The organism is Erwinia rhapontici, from assembly GCF_020683125.1.
Classification (GTDB): Bacteria; Pseudomonadota; Gammaproteobacteria; order Enterobacterales; family Enterobacteriaceae; genus Erwinia; species Erwinia rhapontici.
In genome coordinates this window covers 286,323-307,909 of the sequence record NZ_CP085627.1, presented here as the reverse complement: position 1 = coordinate 307,909, position 21,587 = coordinate 286,323, and the positions used below count along the sequence as shown (strand labels likewise).

Sequence of the window (21,587 nt, the reverse complement as noted above, 5' to 3'; positions counted from 1 at the left end):
TTTGCGACATGAGGGCGAATCGACAAACGGAAAGTGGCACCCGAATTGCAGTGAGAGTTTGTCATCCCTGTTGCAGGACTCGTCTTATGTCAAACACTCTGGCTTCACATTCGGCGGCCGATATTCAACCGCAGCAACCCTGGTTTGTCCTCAGTGCTGCCAGACACTACTCACTGAAGGCCAGCAGCCACCCGGCGATTTCCCATTTCTATAGCTTTGAAGTCGCCGAGTCGGCCAGCCTGACGCTGGCAGTGCCGGATGGCTGCGTGGATATCGTGTTTGACTGTGATGCTGCGCATCCTGTGGCGAGAGTGTGCGGTACTACGCTTGCGGCACGCAGTGCTGCGCTGAACCGCAACCACCGCTATTTTGGCGTGCGCTTTGCGCCGGGAGTGACCCCGGATTTTCTCGATGTGATGGCAGAGGAGCTGACAGATCGTGAGTTTAACTTCTTCGATGTGGTGCCGGATGCACGCCAGGCCTGCGAACAAATCCTGCGTACCCCACTGTTTTTACAGCAGATCGCCCTGTTTAACACCCATTTCACTCCGCGCCTGGTACGCAAAACGTCATTGGTCACCGCAACGATCATTCATACCATCCTGCAACAGAAAGGCAATATCCGCGTGGAGCATCTGGAGGCGTTAACCGGCTATACCTGCCGCACCATTCAGCGCCAGTTTCGTCAGGATACTGGCATGTCACCCAAGGCGTTTGGCCGCATTATGCGCTGCCAGGCGGCACTGCATTCCCTGCACCAGCAAGGGCCGGTGTCGTTTTCTGACCTGGCGCTCGACCTCGGTTTCAGCGACCAGTCGCACTTCCTGCGCGAGTTTAAAAAGCTGATCAGTACCACACCACTCGACTATCAGCGTCAGACCCTGCTCGGTGCGTGGGGCGAGCGTATTCGTTATCACTAAGGGCGAAAAGTTAGCGCCAGGTTAGCGTGAAGTAGCACTAAAACAGTGCGACTGTTGCACCCTGGTGCTGTCCGATTTTTTCTATCCGCACCCGCCGTCACTGATAAATGATGCCAGCAGTACCTGGCCTCGGAAGAACACTTCCTGAGTACGATTTCACTGTCATCTAAGGCGCTGGCGATGAGCAACTCTACCGGTTTAAGAAAAAATACCCTGGGCTTATTTTCCCTGGTCTTCTTTGTTGTGGCGGCAGCCTCTCCCCTGACCGGCGTGGTCGGCGGACTTCCGGTGGCTATGTTCACCGGGAACGGCGGCGGTATTCCTGTGATCTATATTATGGCCTGCGCCATTTTGATGATCTTCTCGGTCGGCTATATCGCCATGAGCCGCCATGTCAGCGACGCGGGCGCGTTCTACACCTATATTTCGAAAGGGCTGGGGGAAAACTGGGGGGCGTCGGCCTCAGTGCTGGCACTTATCGCTTACTTTTCGGTGCAGACGGCGGTGGTGGCGATGCTCGGCTTCTTTAGCCAGCTGTTTGTTGAGCAGCATCTGGGCGTGCATATTCCCTGGTGGGCACTGAGTATGCTGTTTGTGGTGATTGCCTGGGTGCTCGGCATCAAGCGCGTGGAGGTGGGTGGCAAGCTGCTGGGCGTGCTGATGGTGGCGGAAGTGGCTATCGTCCTGCTGACCGATGTGATGCTGCTGATCAAAAAATCCGGCGATCTCAATCTCAGTTCGTTTGAACCTTCCGTGTTTATGCAGGGTAATCTCGGCATTGCCTTTATGTTCTCGATTGCCTCGTTTATCGGCTTCGAATCCACGGCCATTTACGCCGAAGAGTGCCGCGATCCGCACAAAACCGTACCGCGCGCCACGATCTGTGCTTTGCTGCTGATCACCGTCTTTTTCTGCTTTACCAGCTGGGCGCTGGTGCAGGCGTATGACATCGACCAGCTGGTAGACATTGCGCGTAAAGATCCTGGCAACTTCGTCTTTGATATCACCCGCCAGTATGTTGGCCAGTGGGCGGTGGACACCATGTCGGTGCTGCTGATCACCAGCCTGTTCGCGGCAGCGATGGCATTTCATAACAATATTTCACGCTACATTTTCAGTATCAGCCGTGATGGCCTGATCTGGAAAGAGCTGTGCGCCACCCATCCGACCAACGGTACCCCGCATAAAGCCAGCCATGTGCACAGCGTGATCCTGCTGATGATGCTGGTGGGCATGGGCAGCATCGACCTTGACCCGATGGCACAGATTTTTGCCTTCGGATCGGCGATTGCCACACTGTCGATTCTGGTGTTGCAGGTGGGCGTCTCGGCGGCGGTGATCCTGTTCTTCCGCCGTTTAGAACACCACAACAATAGTGCCTGGCAGGTGTTCTGGGCTCCGCTGCTGGCGATGACGGCGATGTCCATTACCATTATCCTGGTGATCAACAATCTGCAAATTCTGAGCGGCAGCGACTCGAAGCTGGTACAGCTGATCCCATGGTTTATCGCGGTCTGTTCAGCGGCGGGTTATGTGATGTCGGTGAAGCGCAAAGGACGTACACTCCCGGCCTGACAGGCCTGACTCGTGGAATACGACGCGAAAAGCAGAACGCTCCCGCCTTTGCAGGTCGGAAGCGTTCTGTGAACACGTTACGTTGAATACGCTTATTTAATCCCGCACACGCCGCACAGGTGCACCATTAGCCACATAGTACGGAACGTCACTACGGGCAAGTGGCGGACGCCCACGGATCATATCGGCTATTTTCTCAGCAATCATGATCGTTGGCGCGTTAAGGTTTCCGGTGGTGATGCGCGGCATAATGGACGCATCCACGATGCGCAGGTTCTCCATGCCATGCACTTTGCCATCATTTCCAACCACGGCCATTTCATGATACCCCATCGCATTCGAACAGGAGGGGTGGTAGGCCGTTTCAGCATGCTCACGGACAAAACGGTCCAGATCGGCGTCACTTTGATAGCTCGCACCCGGCGAAATTTCCTTGCCACGATAGGGGTCCAGCGCACGCTGCTGGATAATCTCACGCGTCAGACGGATAGCCGCACGGAACTCATGCCAGTCCTGCTCCTGGGACATATAGTTAAACAGGATACTCGGGTGGTCATGCGGGTTCTTCGAGGTGACCTGCACCCGGCCTCGACTCGTTGAGCGCATCGAACCCACGTGTGCCTGGAAGCTATGGACTTTAATCGGATTCGAGCCGTTATAGTTAACCGCGACCGGCAGGAAATGATATTGAATATTCGGCCATTCAAACTCTTCGTGGCTGCGAATAAATCCGCCCGCTTCAAAATGGTTACTGGCGCCAATCCCCCTCCCCATAAACAGCCACTCTGCACCAATCAACGGCTGATTATGCAGCTTCAGCGCAGGTGCCAGCGAAACGGGCTGCATGCACTCATACTGCAAATACATTTCGAGATGATCCTGCAAGTTCGCGCCAACACCGGGCAGATCGTGAACCACCGGAATATCCAGGCTTTTTAACAGCTCAGCCGGGCCAACGCCTGAGCGTTGCAGAATTTGCGGAGAGGCAATCGCCCCCGCACAAAGCAACACTTCACGTCGCGCACGTGCCGAGTGTGGGATCTCTTTTTGTAGCCAGGCCACTCCGGTCGCCCGTTTGTTCTCAAACAGAATGCGATCGGTGACAGCATGAACTTCAATCGTCAGGTTTGGACGTTGACGCGCCTGGTCCAGATAGCCCCGGGCGGTGCTCGCACGACGACCCTGTGGCGTTACGGTGCGATCCATCGGGCCAAAACCTTCCTGCTGGTAACCATTTAAGTCATCAGTACGCGGATAACCCGCCTGCACACCCGCTTCAACCATGGCGTGGAAAAGCACGTTGTTATCGTGTTTTGGCGTTGTCACGCTGACCGGACCACAATCGCCATGATAGTCATTGCCACCAATATCACGGCGTTCCGCTATTTTGAAGTACGGCAGGCAGTCGAGATAGCTCCAGTTTTCCAGGCCTTCCTGCTTCGCCCAGCCGTCATAATCCATGGCATTACCACGGATGTAACACATCCCGTTGATCAGCGACGATCCCCCCAGCCCTTTACCACGACCGCACTCCATGCGTCGGTTGTCCATAAACGGTTCTGGATCGGTCAGATAGGCCCAGTTATAGCGCCGTCCCTGTAATGGATAGGCCAGTGCCGCAGGCATCTGCGTACGGAAATCCTGGCGGTAGTCCGGGCCTCCGGCTTCCAGTAACAGCACGCTGACATCCGCGTCTTCTGTCAGGCGCGTCGCCAGTACGTTACCCGCTGAACCCGCACCAATAATGATGTAGTCATATTCCCTGATAGTCGTCATAAAAACCTCAATGTCCTTATTTAAAATACAGATTGATAACGTTCCAACTCAACCTGGATTGACTTGATACGTGTGTAATGGGCGAGCGTGCTTATCCCATTTTCACGTCCAACACCGGATTGTTTGTAGCCGCCGACCGGCATTTGCGCAGGCGATTCTCCCCAACTGTTGATCCAGCAGATACCCGCTTCTAACTGATGAATGGTGCGGTGAGCTTTTGAAAGATCGCGTGTGACGACACCTGCTGCCAGACCAAAGTGGGTATTGTTCGCACGGTCAATGGCTTCCTGCTCATCGTCCCAGGTCAGAATGCTCATGACCGGCCCAAAAATCTCTTCTTTGACGATGGTGTGATGATCTTCGCAATCGGTGAAAATCGTCGGCTGAACGTAAGCACCTTGTGCAAAATTGCCTGATGTTTCGCGCGCACCGCCGCACAGTAAACGTGCCCCTTCCGCTTTGCCGCTTTCGATATAGCGCAGGACATTTTCCATATGGGAAAAACTGGTCAGCGGACCGAAATTGGTGCGGGGATCCATTGGTTCCCCCATGCGAATACGCTTAACGCGAATTTCCAGCGCCTTTTCCAGTGCGGCTTTCTGTGAACGATGCACAAACACGCGTGTCCCGTTGGTACACACCTGCCCGGAGCTGTAGAAATTCGCCATCATTGCAATATCTGCGGCCAGTTCAATATCGGCATCGGCCAGAATCAGCAGCGGTGACTTGCCGCCCAGCTCCATCGTGACGTCTTTAAGCGATGAAGCCGCCGCGCTGGCCATGACTTTCTTACCGGTTTCAATACCGCCAGTGAAGGAGATTTTTTCAATACGTGGATGCTGAGTTAACCATTCACCCACTACACGCCCTGCTCCCTGAACCACATTAAATACGCCATCCGGCAGGCCCGCCTGCGTATAGATTTCAGCCAGTTTAAGTGCGGTCAGCGGGGTCACTTCGCTGGGTTTAAAAATCATCGCGTTACCTGCGGCAAGCGCAGGGGCGGATTTCCACAACGCAATCTGGATCGGATAGTTCCAGGCACCGATCCCGGCCGTCACGCCCAGCGGTTCACGTCGCGTATAGAAGAAGCTGCTATCGCGTAGCGGATACTGCTCACCTTCGATGGACGTTGCCAGGCCAGCGTAATACTCCAGTACATCCGCGCCCGTGACGATATCGACAACCGAGGTTTCAGAGAAAGGCTTGCCGGTATCCAGCGTCTCCAGGTGGGCCAGCTCATCATTGCGTTCACGCAGGATGTCTACGGCGCGTAACAAAATACGTGAACGCTCCGTGCCGGTCATTGAGGCCCAGATTTTTTGGCCACGTTCTGCACTCGTGACCGCTCGTTCAATATCGTCCTCGGTTGCGCGCTGCACCACAGCCAGCACCTCACCGTTTGCCGGGTTGATCGTTTCAAACGTCTCTGAGCCACTGGCGTCAGTCAAACGACCATCAATATAAAGTTGTTGCAGGGGGAGTTTCGCCATCATTACGGTTCCTTTTGTCAGTTGGCTTGGGAATTCAAGTTCTGTTGTTGAGCTTATTTTCAACATAATCGAAGGCAATTTCGCATGCCTTCCGTGCATTAAAATCGATGCCAGCCAGGCTACCGCGTAGCCATAATCCGTCGATCATTGCCGCCAGGCCTCGGGCAGCCCTGCGTGCTTCATTCTGCGGTAAACGGCGGCGAAACTGGCAGCAAATATTGGAAAAGAGTCGGTGGTCATTGACCCGCTGCAAACGGCGCAGCGTGGGTTGATGCAGGCTTGCTGCCCAGAAATCAAGCCAGGTACGCATTGAGGTTCCGCTGGTCTGGCTGGGATGAAAGTTGCCTTCGATAATAGCGAACAGCTGCGCTTCAGGGGTGTCCTGAGCAGTACTCCGGCAGGTAGCCACCGCATCGTGCAGGTCTCGCAGGATGCGGCGCATCGTGGCGTTTAACAAACCGTCTTTATCGCCAAAGTAGTGGCTGACAATCCCCGTAGACATTCCTGCCTGGCTGGCGACCTGGGACAACGTCACACCCGCTAAACCGACGTCACCTATGGTTTCGAAGGCCGCTGTGATCAACTGCTCTTTGCGTTGTTCAGGTATGGCTTTACGGGACATTTCAACTCCAGGTGGCAGCAACCACGCATTTAAAATTCACTGATTGAACGTTCAATCAATCTATCCTATGCTACAAAAATGTCAAAGTCTCGGTTATTAAATGTTAATAATCGGGTCTTCATAAGATGGATTTTACTCTTTACACCATGGAACTGTTCATATGACTGAGATCGCGCCAAAACCGGTCGGCCATGCACCGATCAGACTGAATGCCCCCGTATTTTTTAGCTCTGCTGTCGTTATCCTGTTGTTAGGACTGCTGGTGGTGATGTTTCCTGCCGGAAGCAATCAATGGCTAAACAGCGCCCAAATCTGGATGGCGGATGTGTTTGGCTGGTACTACATGCTGCTGATGATCGCGTGCATGATTTTTGTATTCTGGCTTGCCCTTTCCCGGTTTGGGCACATCCGACTGGGCGAGGAGGGAGAAGCGCCGCAGTTTAGCTACCCTTCGTGGATTGCCATGCTTTTCTCGGCGGGTATTGGAATCGCACTGGTGTATTACGGTGCCTATGAACCACTTGACCACTTTCTGCAACCGCCAGAAGGCCAGGGAGGAACACCTGAAGCCGCCCGCCAGGCAATGGCGATTACATTCCTGCACTGGGGCCTTCATGGCTGGGCGCTGTATGCGCTCATCGCCACAGCACTGGCCTATTTTGCTTACTGTCGCGGATTGCCTCTGGCGTTGCGTTCGGCCCTTTATCCTATTTTTGGCGAGAGGATTCACGGCTGGGCCGGGCATTTAGTCGACAGCGTTGGCATTCTGGTCACCGTGATTTCGATGGTCACTAACCTCGGTATCGGGGCATTGCTGGTGAACTCCGGCCTGCACTATCTGTTTGATATCCCACAAACGCCGCATGTGCTGTTGATACTGATTGTCGTGATGATGATTGTTGCAACGTTAGCTGCCGTCACCGGCGTTGAGAAAGGCATCGCGATGCTCTCTAACATCAACGTTGGCTTCCTGTGCTTACTGTTGCTGTTCGTCTTCGTCACCGGCCCAACGCTCAACCTGATCAACGGGATGCTACAGAACACGGGCGATTACCTGACATCGATTGTCGGGAAGAGCTTTGATGTGTATCTCTATGGCAAAGCGCGTCGCTGGCAGGGTGCATGGACGCTTTTCTACTGGGCGTGGTGGGTTGCCTGGGCACCGTTTGTCGGCTTGTTTATTGCCCGGATTTCGAAGGGAAGAACCATCCGTGAGCTTATCCTGGGTGTCATGCTGATCCCGTTAGGCTTCACCCTCGCCTGGCTGTCTATTTTCGGCAATACCGCGATCAGCCTTGTACTTGAGCATGCGGATAAAATTCTGGGTCAGGTTGCGTTGAAAGACCCACCTATGGCCGTTTTCAAACTTTTCGAATACCTCCCGTTCACTAAAATCACCGCCGGCTTCACGATTGTCATCAGCTTTGTTCTGTTCCTGACACCTGTCGATTCAGGCACGCTGATGATTGCTAATCTTTCCAGCCAGGGGGGAACCAATGACGATGATGCACCGGCATGGCTGCGTATTTTCTGGGCCTCCGTCACGACGTTAGTCTGTGCAGGCCTGTTATATGCGGGCAGCTTCAGTGCGATGCAGACCGCTGTTGTGATATGTGGTTTACCCTTCTCTGCGGTAATTCTGCTCTATATGGTCAGCCTGTATCGCGATTTACAGAAATTTGGCGCTAAGCCGATGATGCAGACAGACCGCCAGAGCTAGACCGGCGGTACTGCGCAATATCGTTGAAGGCATAAATGCCCCTGACCATCAATGTCGGGGGTTATTGAAGGAAGACTTGGGTCAGTACTACCTTCCGGGCAGACTCAATATGTCTGACGGTTTCGTCCCGCGCCTGCTGCGCATCCCCGCGCGCATACGCATCAAGAATGGCGGCATGTTCATGCTGGAACGCAGGCGTATCCGCCAGCAGTCGGCGTTGCAGATATTCGTAGCGCTCAATCTGTGCACATAACTCTGCGATCATTTTTAACAGCCTGCCGTTATGACAACCACGATAAAGAAGGGTGTGAAACTCGCGGTTCAACTCTCCCTGCTTTTGCACGCTCCCCGCATTCTCAAGTAACTGATGAACCAGCCCGGCACGCGCCAGCGTCTCTTCGTTCCGGTTGATCACGCTGTGATAAATCGCCTCCCCCTCCAGCAGCGCGCGCAACGTGTAGATCTCATTCACATCATCGGCGGTTAAGGTTCTGACAGCGGCACCGCGGTTACGCTGCGTTTCAACAATTCCTTCGCGTTCCAGCTGCTGGATTGCCTCACGCAGCGGGATGCGGCTGACGGCAAACTGACTGGCCAGCTCGCGTTCGATCAAGCGTGCGCCCTCAGGCAGTTCGCCCTGATTGATCATGTCACGCAGTGAGGCCGCAATAACATCTGCCGTGGAGCCTGGTTTCGTCAGCATCAGTATGTTCTCAAAAAACAGTTGGAATAATGGTATACCATCTGCTTTACTTGCACAATCAACGTGAGCGGTTATCCGCATTTCCCTCAGGAGCAAGCAACATGGCACAACGTGAACATCACTATCAGGTTTCGGTGGAATGGACAGGGAATAAAGGACAAGGCACCGCATCCTACAAGGCATACGACCGCAACTACCAGATGAGTGCGGGCGAGAAAGCGCCGATTGCGGGTTCATCCGATCCGGCATTTCTGGGTGATGCCACACGATGGAACCCTGAGGATCTGCTGGTTGCGTCGGCTTCTGCCTGCCATAAATTATGGTATCTGCACCTGTGCGCAGAAGCCGGAATTATCGTCCAGGCTTACCGGGATGACGCGGAGGGAACGATGGTGGAAGGTAAAACGGGCTGCTTTACCCGCATTCTGTTAAAGCCGCAGGTGAGCATTTCCTCAGGCGATCCTGAACTGGCGCGCACGCTGCATCACCAAGCCCATTCCCTTTGCTATATTGCCAACTCGCTGAACTTCCCGGTGCTGTGCGAACCAACGATTGTGCAGTGTTAGCATTGAGCTGAAAAAACAGGGCCACCGAAACGTTGTGTGCCCTATCAGTCAGAAAGGAAAAAACGATTAAAGATTCGCTTCCCCTTCCAGGCTATGCACGGCGCGGCCTGCCATTTTATGCCCTCGTTTTTGATAAATTTCCCCTACCTTGACGATGCATACATTTAATCAAAATTCCCTTCTCTTTTTTCTAAACAGTGCCTATTCATACTTCACAATCTCACCCTTTTTATTCATGCGATATATTCCATCGCGCACAGTGAATAATATGTCATTATTTCTACCCGTCTCAACGGAAAAAACCCGTTTTTTATCAATGCAGTTTTCTTTAGTTTTCATATCAATAAAGCATCGTCGGTCGTACTTACCTTGCTCTTTATATCCATCACCAAATAACCAGAAAACAATAGTAAAACTGCCATCACTATCTGAATTGGGTATTTTATATTTCGAATCCAGTGCTTCTTTGTTTTTCAACCACCAGTTTATTTTTCCACTATTAGTTAATGGGAAGTTTTTAACCAAAACTGAGCTGAACTCACCATCATTATGAATGGCGACTATCTCTACTGGACGAAGGGACAACCAAGTGCAGAGACCGAGGAGAACCGCACAAACACAGGAGGAAGCATAGAATGCTTTCTTATTTTTTACTTTCATTACGGTTTCCAGTAATTTCAATGTTTGCTTCCATATTGGTCATAAAAGGTTTAAATCCGAATTTATCGTAGCGCTGAAGAACGAACCATATACGGAAAAAAATAAAATCTTTGAATTTAGTGTTTAAAATATCAGCGTTATCGAGACCAAAGTGATCCTGCACTTTGTAATGCACTACAGCACGGTAGCTGTCGTTATCAATCTGTAGCGACTTTAGCGTAATCTGCGTTGCCCAAGTGTCGTGGACGGTAATTCCCATACCATTGAAGTTGTCCTTAAACCTGTCAAATTTAGGTAGTTTTCCATCAAGGATAGATTTGATCATTTTTTCCTTTTTATTGACTGGATAACATTTATTTTTCCAATCTATATTTATACTAAATGCTTTTTTCAAGATTAAACGTGTACTGTTTTCCGGAGAATTATCATTCAAAATTTGCTCTTTCAACGCCGAATCCAAATGCATACTGGTAAATGCCGCACCGTTTCCGTTCTGCATATGTGTGATCATCTGACTGATCAGATGTCTGTAAGGACCGTAAATAGAGAATGTACGCGATAACTGGCGGAACTCGTCAAACAAAATTCGGGCACATTCCTGACGGCTGATTTTTTCACTCGCGCCGTGTGAGCTACTGTACATTGATGGTGGTCGATTAGACGTAGTGAATTTTGTCAGTGTGTAAGGGTTCACTCGTCCGGAGACATGATCAAGACGAAAACGTGTTTTTAACTGTTCTGCCGTCAGGTCACCGCATTGCATATCTTTGGCATGGTGATCGTCCATGCGGTTTTGTGTTTCGAACAGCGTGCAGGGTAAGGGTAGTGCGGCCATAATAAAACGCTCCTTGTGTGATACCCGTTTCCAAAATGGTTTTGGGTATGTCGTCCTTGATGCTTGTCATCGGTGAAATAGTAAGCGGTAGTGGGGTGTTTTGTAAACAGAACGGCCTGCATCCGCAGGCGATTCAGCACGCTGAGATTTCATCTATTCGTATTTTCTTTTTACCATCTGACCGTTTTCTTTAATGAAATACTCACCATCATGAACGCCAAATGAGATATCATTATTCCTGCCATTCCAGACGGTAAAGTACTTCTCTTTATCAATACAGTTGATGTTTGTTTTCATATCATCAAAACAGAGTCGGTCATAGCCATCCGTTTCTTTATAACCCTCGCCAAAATCCCAAAAAATCACAGAATAAAAACCCTCTTTTTCTGGGTTGGGAATGTCATATTTTTCTTTCAACATGGCTTTGTTTTTCGCCCACCAGTTGATCTTTTCTTTATCCAGAAACGGGAAGTTTTTTACTAAAACATAGCTATGGCTACCGCTTTTATGAACGGCAACAATATCCACTGGCCGCTTTGACCACCAGAGTAAGCCAGCATGCAATATAAGCGCTAAAACCAATAAGGCATAAAGGGTTTTCTTAATTTTTCTTCTCATTGCGTCCTCCGGTAATTTCAACGGTGGCTTCCATATTGGTCATAAAAGGTTTAAATCCGAATTTATCGTAGCGCTGAAGAACGAACCAGATACGGAAAAAAATAAAATCTTTGAATTTAGTGTTCAAAATATCAGCGTTATCCAGTCCAAAGTGATCCTGCACTTTGTAATGCACTACCGCACGATAGCGATCATAATCAATCTGCAACAATTTTAGTGTGATATGCGTTGCCCATGTATCGTGGACGGTAATCCCCATACCGTTGAAGTTATCCTGAAATCTGTCAAACTTAGGGAGCTTTCCCTCAAGAATCGCTTTGCGTAATTCATCTTTTTTATCTGCGGGATAACATTTATTTTCCCAGTCTATAAATAGATTAAATGCTTTCTCTAACAATTTTCGGGTACTGTTTTCCGTATTATCTCTAAGAATGTGCTCTTTCAATGCTGCATCCAGATAGCTACTGGTAAATGCCGCACCGATGCCGTTTTGCATATGCGTGATCATCTGACCGATCAGATGTCTGTAAGGGCCGTAAATAGAGAATGTCCGCGATAAATCGCGGAACTCGTCAAACAAAATGCGGGCACATTCCTGACGGCTTATTTTTTCACTCGCGCCGTGTGAGCTACTGTACATTGATGGCGGTCGGTTAGACGTGGTGAATTTTGTCAGCGTGAAAGGGTTTACTCGCCCGGAGACATGAGCAAGGCGAAACCGTGTCTTTAACTGTTCTGCCGTCAGGTCACCGCATTGCATATCTTTGGCATGGTGATCGTCCATGCGGTTTTGCGTGGTGAACAGCGTGCAGGGAAATGGCAGTGCTACCATAATAAAACGCTCCTTGTGTGATACCCGTTTCCAAAACGGTGTTGGGTATGTCGTCCTTGATGCTTGTCATCGGTGAAATAGTAAGCGGTAGTGGAGTGTTTTGTAAACACAGCGGGCGTCCATAAAAGGTCGCACCATGATGGGGGCACAGAGCGAACCCTGTGCCTGTTTGCATTACGGTGTCAGCACGGTCTGCATCAGCAGATGGTTTAGTGCGCTGGCATCACGTCGGGCGGCATCGGAGAGCGGCGGGCGTTCCTGCTGCGCCAGCTGTTGCTCAATAAAGGCATGGATGCGTTCACGGCGCGGGCCGTGTTCAGCTTCGCCCGCCTGGCGTTTACGCTCCAGCAATGCCTCGATCTCCGCCCGCAGCAGCGGGTCACTGACCGTGCCCGCCATCAACCGATCAAAACGCATCGGCGGAACGCCTTTTCCGGCCTCAATCCACTGCACGGCCAGCAGCGGGCGCAGCACGTAAAAGTACTTTTTCAGCCGCACCTGTTCGCCCTGCAGATACCCGCGAAAGTTCTTCTTCGCCATGGCCAGATAGTGATAGCGCGCCCGCAGATCGCTGAAGAAATCCGGCACCAGCCCACGTAACGCCTGTACCGTTTCAGGGTGCTGGCGATAGATGACGGGTGAATCCAGCCACTCCATCAGCGTCGGGTTGGCGGCTTTCAGCAACCCCAGTGTTTTACGCAGCTCCCAGCCGCAGACATCCAGCTCGCTGTCGATCGGCAGTTCGATAACATCCCGCGGTGGCTCGATGCGCAGATACCACTCGGGCTGATGCACGTAAATAAAGCGCACATCGTAATCACTGTCGGGGGAGGAAAATCCCCACCCCCGACTGCCAGACTCGCAGGCATACAGCACGCGCACGTGGTGGCGGGCTTCGATCGCTTCTAATGCTGTCAACACCCGCTCACGCATAGCCGGGCTGATCGTTTCTTCCATTTTCATCAGGTTGCTCCTTATCCTTTAACACACACGACCTGACGCAGCGTATGCACAATTTCTACCAGTGATGACTGTGCGGCCATCACGGCATCGATATCTTTATACGCCATCGGGATCTCATCGATGACGTTGCTGTCTTTGCGGCACTCAACGTGGGCGGTGGCGCGCTGCTGGTCGGCCACCGTGAAGCGGTTTTTCGCTTCGGTGCGGCTCATGACCCGCCCGGCGCCGTGGCTGCATGAACAGAAACTCTCTTCATTGCCCAGCCCGCGTACGATAAAACTTTTTGCTCCCATCGATCCGGGAATAATCCCCATCTCGCCTTTACGTGCTGACACCGCGCCTTTACGGGTCACCAGGATGTCTTCACCAAAGTGCTGTTCACGCTGCACATAGTTGTGGTGGCAATTCACCGCCTGTTCTTCGGCGAGAAACGGCGTCGACAGTGCCAGGGCCAGTGCCGTCAGCGTCTGCTGCATCATCACCTGGCGGTTGTGACGCGCAAACTCCTGCGCCCATTCCACCGCCTCAATGTAGTCGGCAAAGTGCTGGCTTCCTTCGCTGAAGTAAGCCAGATCGCGGTCCGGCAGATTCGCGATGTGCTGCTGCATATCTTCCCTGGCGAGGGTGATAAACAGGTTACCGATGGCATTGCCGACGCCGCGTGAACCGCTGTGCAGCATCACCCAGACCCGCTGTGCTTCATCCAGGCACAGCTCAATAAAGTGGTTCCCGGTGCCCAGCGTACCAAGGTGGTGGTAATGGTTGGTTTTCAGCAGCGCCGGGTATTTATCGGTGATGCGTTTAAAGCCCGCGTCCAGTACCTGCCAGTGGATATCCACGGCATGCGGTGGCGTATTCCATGCCCCCCGGTCATTACGTGAACGTCCACTGCTGCGACCATGCGGCACCGCACGTTCAATGGCACTGCGGATGCCGAACAGATTATCCGGCAGATCGCTGGCCATTAGCGACGTACGCACTGCCATCATCCCGCAGCCAATATCCACGCCAACCGCCGCCGGGATAATCGCCCCTTTGGTTGGGATCACGCTGCCGATGGTCGAGCCTTTACCGACGTGCACATCCGGCATTACGGCCAGATGGCGGTAGATAAATGGCATCCGTGCCGTATTCAGCAGCTGTTGCTGCGCTTTGGGATCGACGGGGACGCCCTCGGTCCACATTTTTATCATTGCGGCGCCTGGCGCGGTCAGCTGTTGCATACTCATTGTCAGTTTCCTTTGATCTGTACCAGTCCATTCAGCACCTGGTCCAGGCCGCCGAATACGGAGATTTTATCGATGCGCTCTGCCACCCTTTCCAGGGTTTCCAGCTCTTTCAGACGCAGTGCCACCGGGTTGTTCTCCATCACTTTGGCGGTGTTCAGCAGCGAGCGCGTGGCGGCGGTCTCTTCACGCCGACGGATCACGTTAGCCTGCGCAGATTTTTCCGCTTCCACCAGTCGGGAGAGGATAGTCTTCATCTCTCCCGGCAGGATGATGTCTTTGACACCCACGGATATCACTTCCATCCCCCAGGCGGCGACATTCTGGCGGATCTGCGTACTGACCAGTTCGTCAATCACCTGCTTGTTTTCCAGCAGCTCATCCAGGCTGCGTGTTCCCACCGCTTCCCGCAGCGCAAACTGTAACTCACGGTAGAGGTATTCCAGCGGTTTGGTCAGTTGCCCCCAGGCACTCATCACATCGCTGTAACGCCAGTTGGCAGCAAGGTTAATGCGTAAGCTGACTTTATCGCGCGTCAGGATCTCCTGGCCGCTGACTTCCAGCGCCTGCACGCGGGTATCCACCACGTCGACCTCAACCTGATGATTAAAGCGCCAGTAGCCGCGAGTACCCGGTGGCAGCAGCGCCTGCGCCATACCATCCACTTTCAGGATCCCCACATGCCAGGCGGGCACCAGCGCCAGCAGTACCCCGGCGTGACCGGCCACCACGTGCTGGCGCAGTTGGGGTTGCATCAGGCTGGCAACAATGGAGGTCGGGATCGCCACGTCATCGGTGGGCAGCAGATCGACGCGCTGCTCGCTGCCGTTCAGCCACCACAGGCGGCGTGTACCCGGCGGCAGGAGCTCTACCAGCAGGTCATTTTTATAGTGCAACCCAACGCAGGTTTCAGGCACCGCGACGGTCTGGCAAAACTCGCTTACCCACTGCGGATGGTGCTGCTGCAGGTAGTCCGCCAGCGTGTTATCCAGCGGTTGATTCAGCTCAAAGGTGGCCACCTTGAGCTGACGTCGCCAGTCGCGGAAACGATACTCCCCGGCTGGCAGAATCTGTTGGTATTCGTCGTTCTTTACCAGCAACGCGATATGGCCTTTCCGTATTTTGATGTTGTTAAACATATTATCTCCTTCATTAAGGGTGCACCGCAGAGCACGGGCAGCAGCGTGAAGTCAGGGGGAGCATCTGAGCGGCACCCGAAACTGGCGGTGGCGCGGAGGTGATGCCCCAGACCCGACGCGTTTGCCGGTGCTCCGGGTGGGCTGCTGACTGCACAGCCTGGGTACTGCTAATAGTCTCTTTGGAGAGAGGTACGAAATCGGGAGTCGAACCCGTTCTGGCCCTGTGCCCTTCGCTCAATGTCTTCATGCTGGCAGAACGCCTGCGGGAAAACGGTCATCCGTTCCCGGTGCGCTGGCGGGGTTCGTAACCCGTGCAATTCCAGCATGTTGACGGGGTAACTATTGCCAGAAGCGTGCCAGGTGAAGAAAAATCGCGAATAAAATTATAATATATTGATTATTAATGGATTTATATTTTCAGGAACAAAAGGTATTGCTGGCAGGGGAATACTGAATTTATCCTGTGGGATAAATATTGCGATAAAGGGATAGGGTATGAAGCGCAGAGTCGTGATCGGTATGCTGGGGACCACCCTGGACAAGCGTGGCAAACGGGAAAACCGCTGGAACAAATGGCGGCCCACGCTGGGGCTGTGTATGCAGCCCGATTTGCCCATCGATCGCCTTGAACTGCTGCATCAGCCTGACCGTCAGACGATGGCGCAGCAGATGGCTGAAGATGTGGCGCTGGTCTCAACGGACACCGAAGTGCGGCTGAATCAGATCACCCTCAATGACCCCTGGGACTTCGAAGAGGTGTATACCACGCTGCTCGATTTTTCCCGCCATTATCCTTTTGATACTGAGAACGAAGAGTATCTGGTGCATATCACCACCGGAACGCATGTGGTTCAGATCTGCTGGTTCCTGCTGACCGAGGCGCGTTACCTGCCAGCCAGTCTGCTACAGACCGCGCCCGCCCCGCGTGAACAGGAGAGCGGAAAAACCGAGGGTGTTTATACGCTAATCGACCTCGATCTCAGCCGTTATGCCACGCTGACCAGCCGCTTTATGCGCGAACGTCAGGAGTCGGTGTCGTTGCTGAAAGGCGGGATCTCCACGCGTAATGCGACCTTTAACAACCTGATCGACCAGATTGAGCGTGTGGCGCTGCGCTCGGATGCGCCGCTGTTGCTGACCGGGCCGACAGGAGCAGGAAAATCGTTTCTGGCAGAACGGATTTATCAGCTGCGTCAGTCGCGCCATCGGGTCAGCGGACGGCTGGTCGCTGTGAACTGCGCAACGTTACGCGGCGATAACGCCATGTCTACGCTGTTTGGTCATGTGAAAGGGGCCTTTACCGGGGCATTGCAGGCACGTAACGGGCTGCTGCGTGAAGCGGACGGCGGGATGCTTTTCCTCGATGAAATTGCCGAACTGGGGCTGGATGAGCAGGCAATGTTACTGAAAGCCATCGAAGAGAAACGCTTTCTGCCGTTCGGCGCGGATAAAGAGGTGAGCAGTGATTTTCAGCTGATTGCCGGGACGCATCGCGATATGCGCCAGTGGGTGGCGGAAGGGCGCTTTCGTGAGGATCTCTACGCCCGCATCAATATGTGGAGCTTTACCCTACCAGGACTGGCGGCGCGGCGGGAAGATATTGAACCTAACCTGGAATTTGAACTGTTGCGTTTTGCCAGCAGTGCGCAGTCGCAGGTGCGTTTTGAGCCGCAGGCTCGTCAGCGTTATCTGCAATTTGCCTGCGCGCCTGCTGCCGTGTGGCGCGGGAACTTCCGCGAACTGAGTGCCTCGGTGACGCGCATGGCAACGCTGGCAGACAATGGGCGCATTGAGCTGCCGCAGGTGGAAGAGGAGATTGCCCGCTTACGCGCCAGCTGGCAGCTCGAACCTGCCGTTGTTTTACCGGAAACGCTGGATTTGTTTGACCACAGCCAGCTGGAAACGGTTTTGAAGGTTTGCCGTGAGTCATCTTCCCTGTCCGAGGCCGGACGCACGCTGTTTGCCGTTTCGCGCCAGCAGAAGAAGCAGCCTAATGACGCCGACCGGCTTCGCAAGTATCTGGCGCGCTTTGCCTTAGACTGGGAGAGCGTGAAGTCCGGCGGAGTGCTGGAGCGATAACGGCAAGCGAGTGAAGGATGGCAGCCCCGGTGCGTTATATTGCGGGGCTGTGCCGATCGTTTTACGATGCGCTTCAGTGAATTCGGCGGGTAAATTCACCACACTTCATAGTGATCAACATATTTCACGACTTCGCCATTTTTTTGCAAACGATAAGTGCCATCATAGGCCTCAAACATGGTTCCCATGTTTTTGCTGTTGTCGACGGAGAAAACGATGTCTTTTTCGATACAATTCACTTTCGTTTTCATATCTTCAAAGCAGAGTCGGTCATATTTCCCCTCTTCTTTGTAACCGTCTCCGAATAGCCAGACGGTAAGAGAAAATGAGCCGTCTGGTTCCGGATTAGGCACGTTGTATTTTTCCTTTAGCATGGCCTTATTTTTCAGCCACCAGTGAATTTTACCTTTATCAGTAAAGGGGAAGTTTTTGACAAGAACATCGCTGTAACCACTTCTTCCATGATGAACGGCAACGATTTCTACAGGGCGATGCGAATACCAGAGGAAACAACCGTGCAGAATACCGCCCGCCAGTAGTAGTGTGTAGGCGGTTTTTTTAATATTTATTTTCATTACGGGCTCCCGTAATGTTGTGAGTATTTTTCATAAACGCTCCTTGTTTAATCGTTAACGATGATGAAAATTACCACACAGGCTCGGCCTGTGCGGACCGTTTAATGTTGTTTTTTACTGAGTGTGAGGGAGGATTCACCAGGCCTCAGAATGAGAAATGTATTTCACGATCTCGCCATTGTTTTTCAAACGATAAGTGCCATCGTAGGCCTCGAACATGGTTCCCATGTTTTTACTGTAACTAACCGTGAATACTATGTCCTTTTCAATACAGTTTTTTTTCGTTTTCATATCCTCAAAGCAAAGTCTGTCGTACTTACCCACCTCTTTATAACCGTCACCGAACAGCCAAACATTAAGATAAAATGAACCATCTGGATTTGGATTAGGCACGTTGTATTTTTCTTTTAGCATGGCCTTATTTTTCAGCCACCAGTGTATTTTACCTTTATCAGTAAAGGGAAAATTTTTGACAAGAACATCGCTGAAGCCACTGCTTCTGTGATGTACGGCAACGATTTCTACAGGGCGATGCGAATACCAGAGGAAACAACCGTGCAGAATACCGCCCGCCAGTAGTAGTGTGTAGGCGGTTTTTTTAATATTTATTTTCATTACGGGCTCCCGTAATGTGGGTTGACTTCATAAACAATCCTTGTTTAATCGTTAACGATGATTCTGATCAACGCACAGGCTTGTCCTGTGCGGATGGTTTAATGTCGTTCTTTATTGAATCTGGCAGATAAATTCACCACACTTCATAGTGATCAACATATTTCACGACTTCGCCATTTTTTTGCACACGATAAGTTCCATCATATGTTCTGAACATAGTGCCCATGTTTTTGCTGTTGTCGACTGAGAAAACTGCATCCTTTTCGATGCAATTTACTTTCGTTTTCATATCATCAAAGCAGAGTCGGTCATACTTCCCCTCCTCTTTGTAACCGTCACCGAACAGCCAGAAAGTAACGCTAAATGACTCATCCTTTTCCGAATTAGGGAGGTTGTATTTTTCCTTCAGTAATTTTTTGTTTTTCAACCACCAGTTTATTTTACCACGGTCAGTCAAAGGAAAGTTTCTTACCAATACAGAAATGTAATTATTTCCTCTGTCGTGAATGGTTATAATTTTAACTGGTTGCATAGACAACCAAGTGAGGTAACTGAACAGAGCACAGATAACAATTAAAAGAGCATAAATTGTTAACTTATTTTTTAATTTCATTGCGGCGTCCTACTAGGTCAACAGTGGCTTCCATGTTCGTCATAAAGGGTTTAAAACCAAATTTATTGTAGCGCTGGAGTACAAACCAGAGGCGGAAAAAATGAAACTGTTTAAATCTAGATTTAGAAATATCCAGAGTATCCAGGCCGAAGTGGTCCTGCACTTTGTAATGCAACACCGCATGGTAGCGGTCGTTATCTATCTGCAGAGATTTGAGCGTGATCTGCGTTGCCCAGGTATCATGAACGGTGATGCTCATGCCATTAAAAATATCCTGGGTTCGGTCAAATTTAGGTAGTTTTCCATCTATGATGGTATCTTTTAGTTCCTTTCTTATGTGTTCCGGACAACTTTTTTTATCCCAATTTATGTTTTTTTCTATAACATTTTTTATTCTCAATAGAGTACTATTTTCTGTTTTGTCTCGGTATATATGATCCTTCAGCGCCGCATCCAGACTCATACTGGTAAATGCTGCACCGTTGGCGTTTTGCATATGGGTGATCATGTTGCCAATCAGGTGTCTGTAAGGGCCGTAAATTGAAAACGTATGGGACAATGAGCGGAATTCATCAAACATAATACGGGCGCATTCACTACGGGAAATTGTCTCGCCATCGGTCTCACGACGGGAACCAGCAAACATCGACTGTGGCCGATTGAAGGCGGTAATCTTCTTCAGCGCGTAAGGGTCGACCCGTTCAGATACTGTTGTCAGAAGAAAATTTTTCTTTAACTGCTCCTGGGTTAAATCACCATACTGCATATCCGGGGCGTTATAGTCGTCCATCCGTTTTTGCGTCTTGAACAGAGTGCAGGGCCATTGCAGTGCGGTCATATGAAAACGCTCCTTGTGTTAAACCCGTCATCAATGATTAAGGGTTAAATCTTCCGTTATGATTTTTTTCGCTGAAATAATAAGCGGTGGCGGAGCGGATGTCAGCACCGCTGGCGGAAATGGATATTTTGCGACGACACCAGTCTCGGTACAGTTTGCGTTAAACTGGGCGTGTTGAAGTGAGGTGGGTCATCGGATCATAACGGAAGGAGTGGGTTGATTATGCAATTGCAGTTTTTAGGCACCGGCGCCGGAACGCCAAGCCGTGAACGTAATGTCACCAGCATCGCGCTGGATTTGCAGGGCGTGCGTAATGCCACCTGGCTGTTTGACTGCGGTGAAGGGACGCAGCATCAGATCCTGCGCACCCCGATCAAACCGGGCAAGATCGAGAAGATCTTTATCACCCATCTGCACGGCGATCATATTTTTGGCCTGCCGGGGCTGCTGACCAGCCGATCGATGAACGGCTCCACCGATCCGATGACAATTTATGGCCCGGCAGGGCTCAAAACCTTTGTCGACACCGCGATCAGCCTCAGTGGCTCGTGGCTGACTTTCCCGCTGGAGATTGTCGAGATAACGGCGGGTGAAGTGTGCCGTGATGAACATTTCCTCGTCACGGCATACCCGATGACCCACCCGGTTGAGTGCTACGGTTACCGCATTGATGAACATGATAAACCCGGCGCGCTGGATGCGGCGAAGCTGGCGGCAGACGGCGTGCCTGCCGGGCCGTATTTTTACGACCTGAAGCACGGACGCAGCGTCACGCTGGCTGATGGCAGAGTGATTAATGGCTGGGATTATGTCGGCGAGAAGATAAAAGGGCGCAGCCTGGCCATCTTTGGCGATACCGCTCCGACAGCGGCAGCCACGGTGCTGGCAGCGGGCGTCGACCTGATGGTGCATGAGGCAACGCTTGAAGTGGCGATGGAAGAGAAAGCTAACAGTCGCGGGCATTCCACCACGGCGCAGGCAGCAGCAGTGGCGCAGGAGAGTGGGGCGAAACGGCTGATTGTGACGCATCTCAGCTCTCGCTATCTGCGGGCTGACTGTGAACGGCTGCTGGAGGAGTGTCGGGCGGTATTTCCGCACACCGAGATGGCGCACGATTTCGCGGTGTTTACATTATAAACCCGGGCGAGTTGTGCCTCATAAACCTGGGCGAGGCATGCCTCGCCCCTACGGGATCGCGCGGGTTTTGTCGGGGGCGGGC

21 protein-coding genes are annotated in these 21,587 nt (G+C 51.9%); 6 read left to right on the top strand and 15 right to left on the bottom strand.

Features of this window, described 5'->3' with window-relative positions:
- The first annotated feature begins 86 nt into the window (after positions 1-86).
- The gene (locus LJN55_RS01310) at positions 87-920 is read left to right on the top strand and encodes an AraC family transcriptional regulator (protein WP_227535556.1); all 834 of its coding nucleotides are present in this window, start codon (positions 87-89) and stop codon (positions 918-920) included.
- A 180-nt stretch (positions 921-1,100) separates the two neighbouring features.
- Complete coding sequence (locus LJN55_RS01305; RefSeq protein WP_200642579.1) at positions 1,101-2,495, top strand: APC family permease; 1,395 nt, start codon at positions 1,101-1,103, stop codon at positions 2,493-2,495.
- 96 nt (positions 2,496-2,591) lie between these two features.
- Here the strand turns inward: LJN55_RS01305 and betA are convergent, their stop codons facing one another.
- From betA to betI, 3 genes are read right to left on the bottom strand one after another with little or no spacing between them, the layout of a single operon-like run.
- A complete protein-coding gene (betA, locus tag LJN55_RS01300; protein ID WP_227535554.1) occupies positions 2,592-4,271 on the bottom strand; it encodes a choline dehydrogenase in 1,680 nt (559 codons plus the stop codon).
- 20 nt (positions 4,272-4,291) lie between these two features.
- Positions 4,292-5,764, bottom strand: coding sequence for a betaine-aldehyde dehydrogenase (gene betB / locus LJN55_RS01295; RefSeq protein ID WP_227536446.1), 1,473 nt, complete (start codon positions 5,762-5,764; stop codon positions 4,292-4,294).
- Positions 5,765-5,798: 34 nt separating this feature from the next.
- A complete protein-coding gene (gene betI, locus LJN55_RS01290; protein WP_227535553.1) occupies positions 5,799-6,386 on the bottom strand; it encodes a transcriptional regulator BetI in 588 nt (195 codons plus the stop codon).
- Positions 6,387-6,546: 160 nt separating this feature from the next.
- On the opposite strand from betI, the gene LJN55_RS01285 reads away from it, so the two are divergent.
- The gene (locus LJN55_RS01285; protein WP_227535552.1) at positions 6,547-8,106 is read left to right on the top strand and encodes a BCCT family transporter; all 1,560 of its coding nucleotides are present in this window, start codon (positions 6,547-6,549) and stop codon (positions 8,104-8,106) included.
- Between the two features lie 61 nt (positions 8,107-8,167).
- Here the strand turns inward: LJN55_RS01285 and LJN55_RS01280 are convergent, their stop codons facing one another.
- On the bottom strand, positions 8,168-8,809 hold the full coding sequence (locus LJN55_RS01280) for a GntR family transcriptional regulator (protein ID WP_227535551.1): 642 nt from the start codon (positions 8,807-8,809) through the stop codon (positions 8,168-8,170).
- A 101-nt stretch (positions 8,810-8,910) separates the two neighbouring features.
- Here LJN55_RS01280 and LJN55_RS01275 point away from each other — a divergent pair, with 101 nt between their 5' ends.
- Positions 8,911-9,375 carry an OsmC family protein gene (locus LJN55_RS01275; RefSeq protein WP_227535550.1) on the top strand — a complete coding sequence of 155 codons (465 nt, stop codon included), beginning with the start codon at positions 8,911-8,913 and terminating at the stop codon, positions 9,373-9,375.
- 201 nt (positions 9,376-9,576) lie between these two features.
- Here the strand turns inward: LJN55_RS01275 and LJN55_RS01270 are convergent, their stop codons facing one another.
- From LJN55_RS01270 to LJN55_RS01240, 7 genes are all read right to left on the bottom strand, one after another.
- Positions 9,577-10,035, bottom strand: coding sequence for a DUF943 family protein (locus tag LJN55_RS01270; RefSeq protein ID WP_227535549.1), 459 nt, complete (start codon positions 10,033-10,035; stop codon positions 9,577-9,579).
- Positions 10,019-10,870 (bottom strand): YPO3983 family protein, encoded by an 852-nt coding sequence (locus LJN55_RS01265; RefSeq protein ID WP_227535548.1) that lies wholly within the window; start codon positions 10,868-10,870, stop codon positions 10,019-10,021. Before LJN55_RS01265 ends, LJN55_RS01270 begins: the two co-directional genes overlap by 17 nt.
- A gap of 153 nt (positions 10,871-11,023) precedes the next feature.
- Positions 11,024-11,488, bottom strand: a complete 465-nt coding sequence (locus LJN55_RS01260; RefSeq protein ID WP_227535547.1) for a DUF943 family protein — start codon at positions 11,486-11,488, stop codon at positions 11,024-11,026.
- Positions 11,472-12,320 (bottom strand): YPO3983 family protein, encoded by an 849-nt coding sequence (locus tag LJN55_RS01255; RefSeq protein ID WP_227535546.1) that lies wholly within the window; start codon positions 12,318-12,320, stop codon positions 11,472-11,474. The genes LJN55_RS01260 and LJN55_RS01255 overlap by 17 nt, the downstream gene beginning before the upstream one ends.
- 174 nt (positions 12,321-12,494) lie before the next feature.
- On the bottom strand, positions 12,495-13,277 hold the full coding sequence (locus LJN55_RS01250) for a nucleotidyltransferase domain-containing protein (protein WP_227536445.1): 783 nt from the start codon (positions 13,275-13,277) through the stop codon (positions 12,495-12,497).
- A gap of 17 nt (positions 13,278-13,294) precedes the next feature.
- Positions 13,295-14,512 (bottom strand): RtcB family protein, encoded by a 1,218-nt coding sequence (locus LJN55_RS01245; protein WP_320443513.1) that lies wholly within the window; start codon positions 14,510-14,512, stop codon positions 13,295-13,297.
- 2 nt (positions 14,513-14,514) lie between these two features.
- Positions 14,515-15,648, bottom strand: a complete 1,134-nt coding sequence (locus LJN55_RS01240; RefSeq protein WP_133844380.1) for a slipin family protein — start codon at positions 15,646-15,648, stop codon at positions 14,515-14,517.
- Positions 15,649-16,143: 495 nt separating this feature from the next.
- Here LJN55_RS01240 and rtcR point away from each other — a divergent pair, with 495 nt between their 5' ends.
- Positions 16,144-17,727, top strand: coding sequence for an RNA repair transcriptional activator RtcR (rtcR, locus tag LJN55_RS01235; protein ID WP_227535544.1), 1,584 nt, complete (start codon positions 16,144-16,146; stop codon positions 17,725-17,727).
- Between the two features lie 95 nt (positions 17,728-17,822).
- Here the strand turns inward: rtcR and LJN55_RS01230 are convergent, their stop codons facing one another.
- From LJN55_RS01230 to LJN55_RS01215, 4 genes are all read right to left on the bottom strand, one after another.
- Positions 17,823-18,302 (bottom strand): DUF943 family protein, encoded by a 480-nt coding sequence (locus LJN55_RS01230; protein ID WP_227535543.1) that lies wholly within the window; start codon positions 18,300-18,302, stop codon positions 17,823-17,825.
- Between the two features lie 135 nt (positions 18,303-18,437).
- Positions 18,438-18,917, bottom strand: a complete 480-nt coding sequence (locus LJN55_RS01225; RefSeq protein ID WP_227535542.1) for a DUF943 family protein — start codon at positions 18,915-18,917, stop codon at positions 18,438-18,440.
- 133 nt (positions 18,918-19,050) lie between these two features.
- Positions 19,051-19,530: a DUF943 family protein gene (locus LJN55_RS01220; RefSeq protein ID WP_227535541.1), complete on the bottom strand. Its 480-nt coding sequence runs from the start codon at positions 19,528-19,530 to the stop codon at positions 19,051-19,053.
- The gene (locus tag LJN55_RS01215; RefSeq protein WP_227535540.1) at positions 19,514-20,368 is read right to left on the bottom strand and encodes a YPO3983 family protein; all 855 of its coding nucleotides are present in this window, start codon (positions 20,366-20,368) and stop codon (positions 19,514-19,516) included. Before LJN55_RS01215 ends, LJN55_RS01220 begins: the two co-directional genes overlap by 17 nt.
- A 222-nt stretch (positions 20,369-20,590) precedes the next feature.
- On the opposite strand from LJN55_RS01215, the gene rnz reads away from it, so the two are divergent.
- Positions 20,591-21,505, top strand: coding sequence for a ribonuclease Z (rnz, locus tag LJN55_RS01210; protein WP_227535539.1), 915 nt, complete (start codon positions 20,591-20,593; stop codon positions 21,503-21,505).
- The last annotated feature ends 82 nt before the right edge of the window (positions 21,506-21,587 follow it).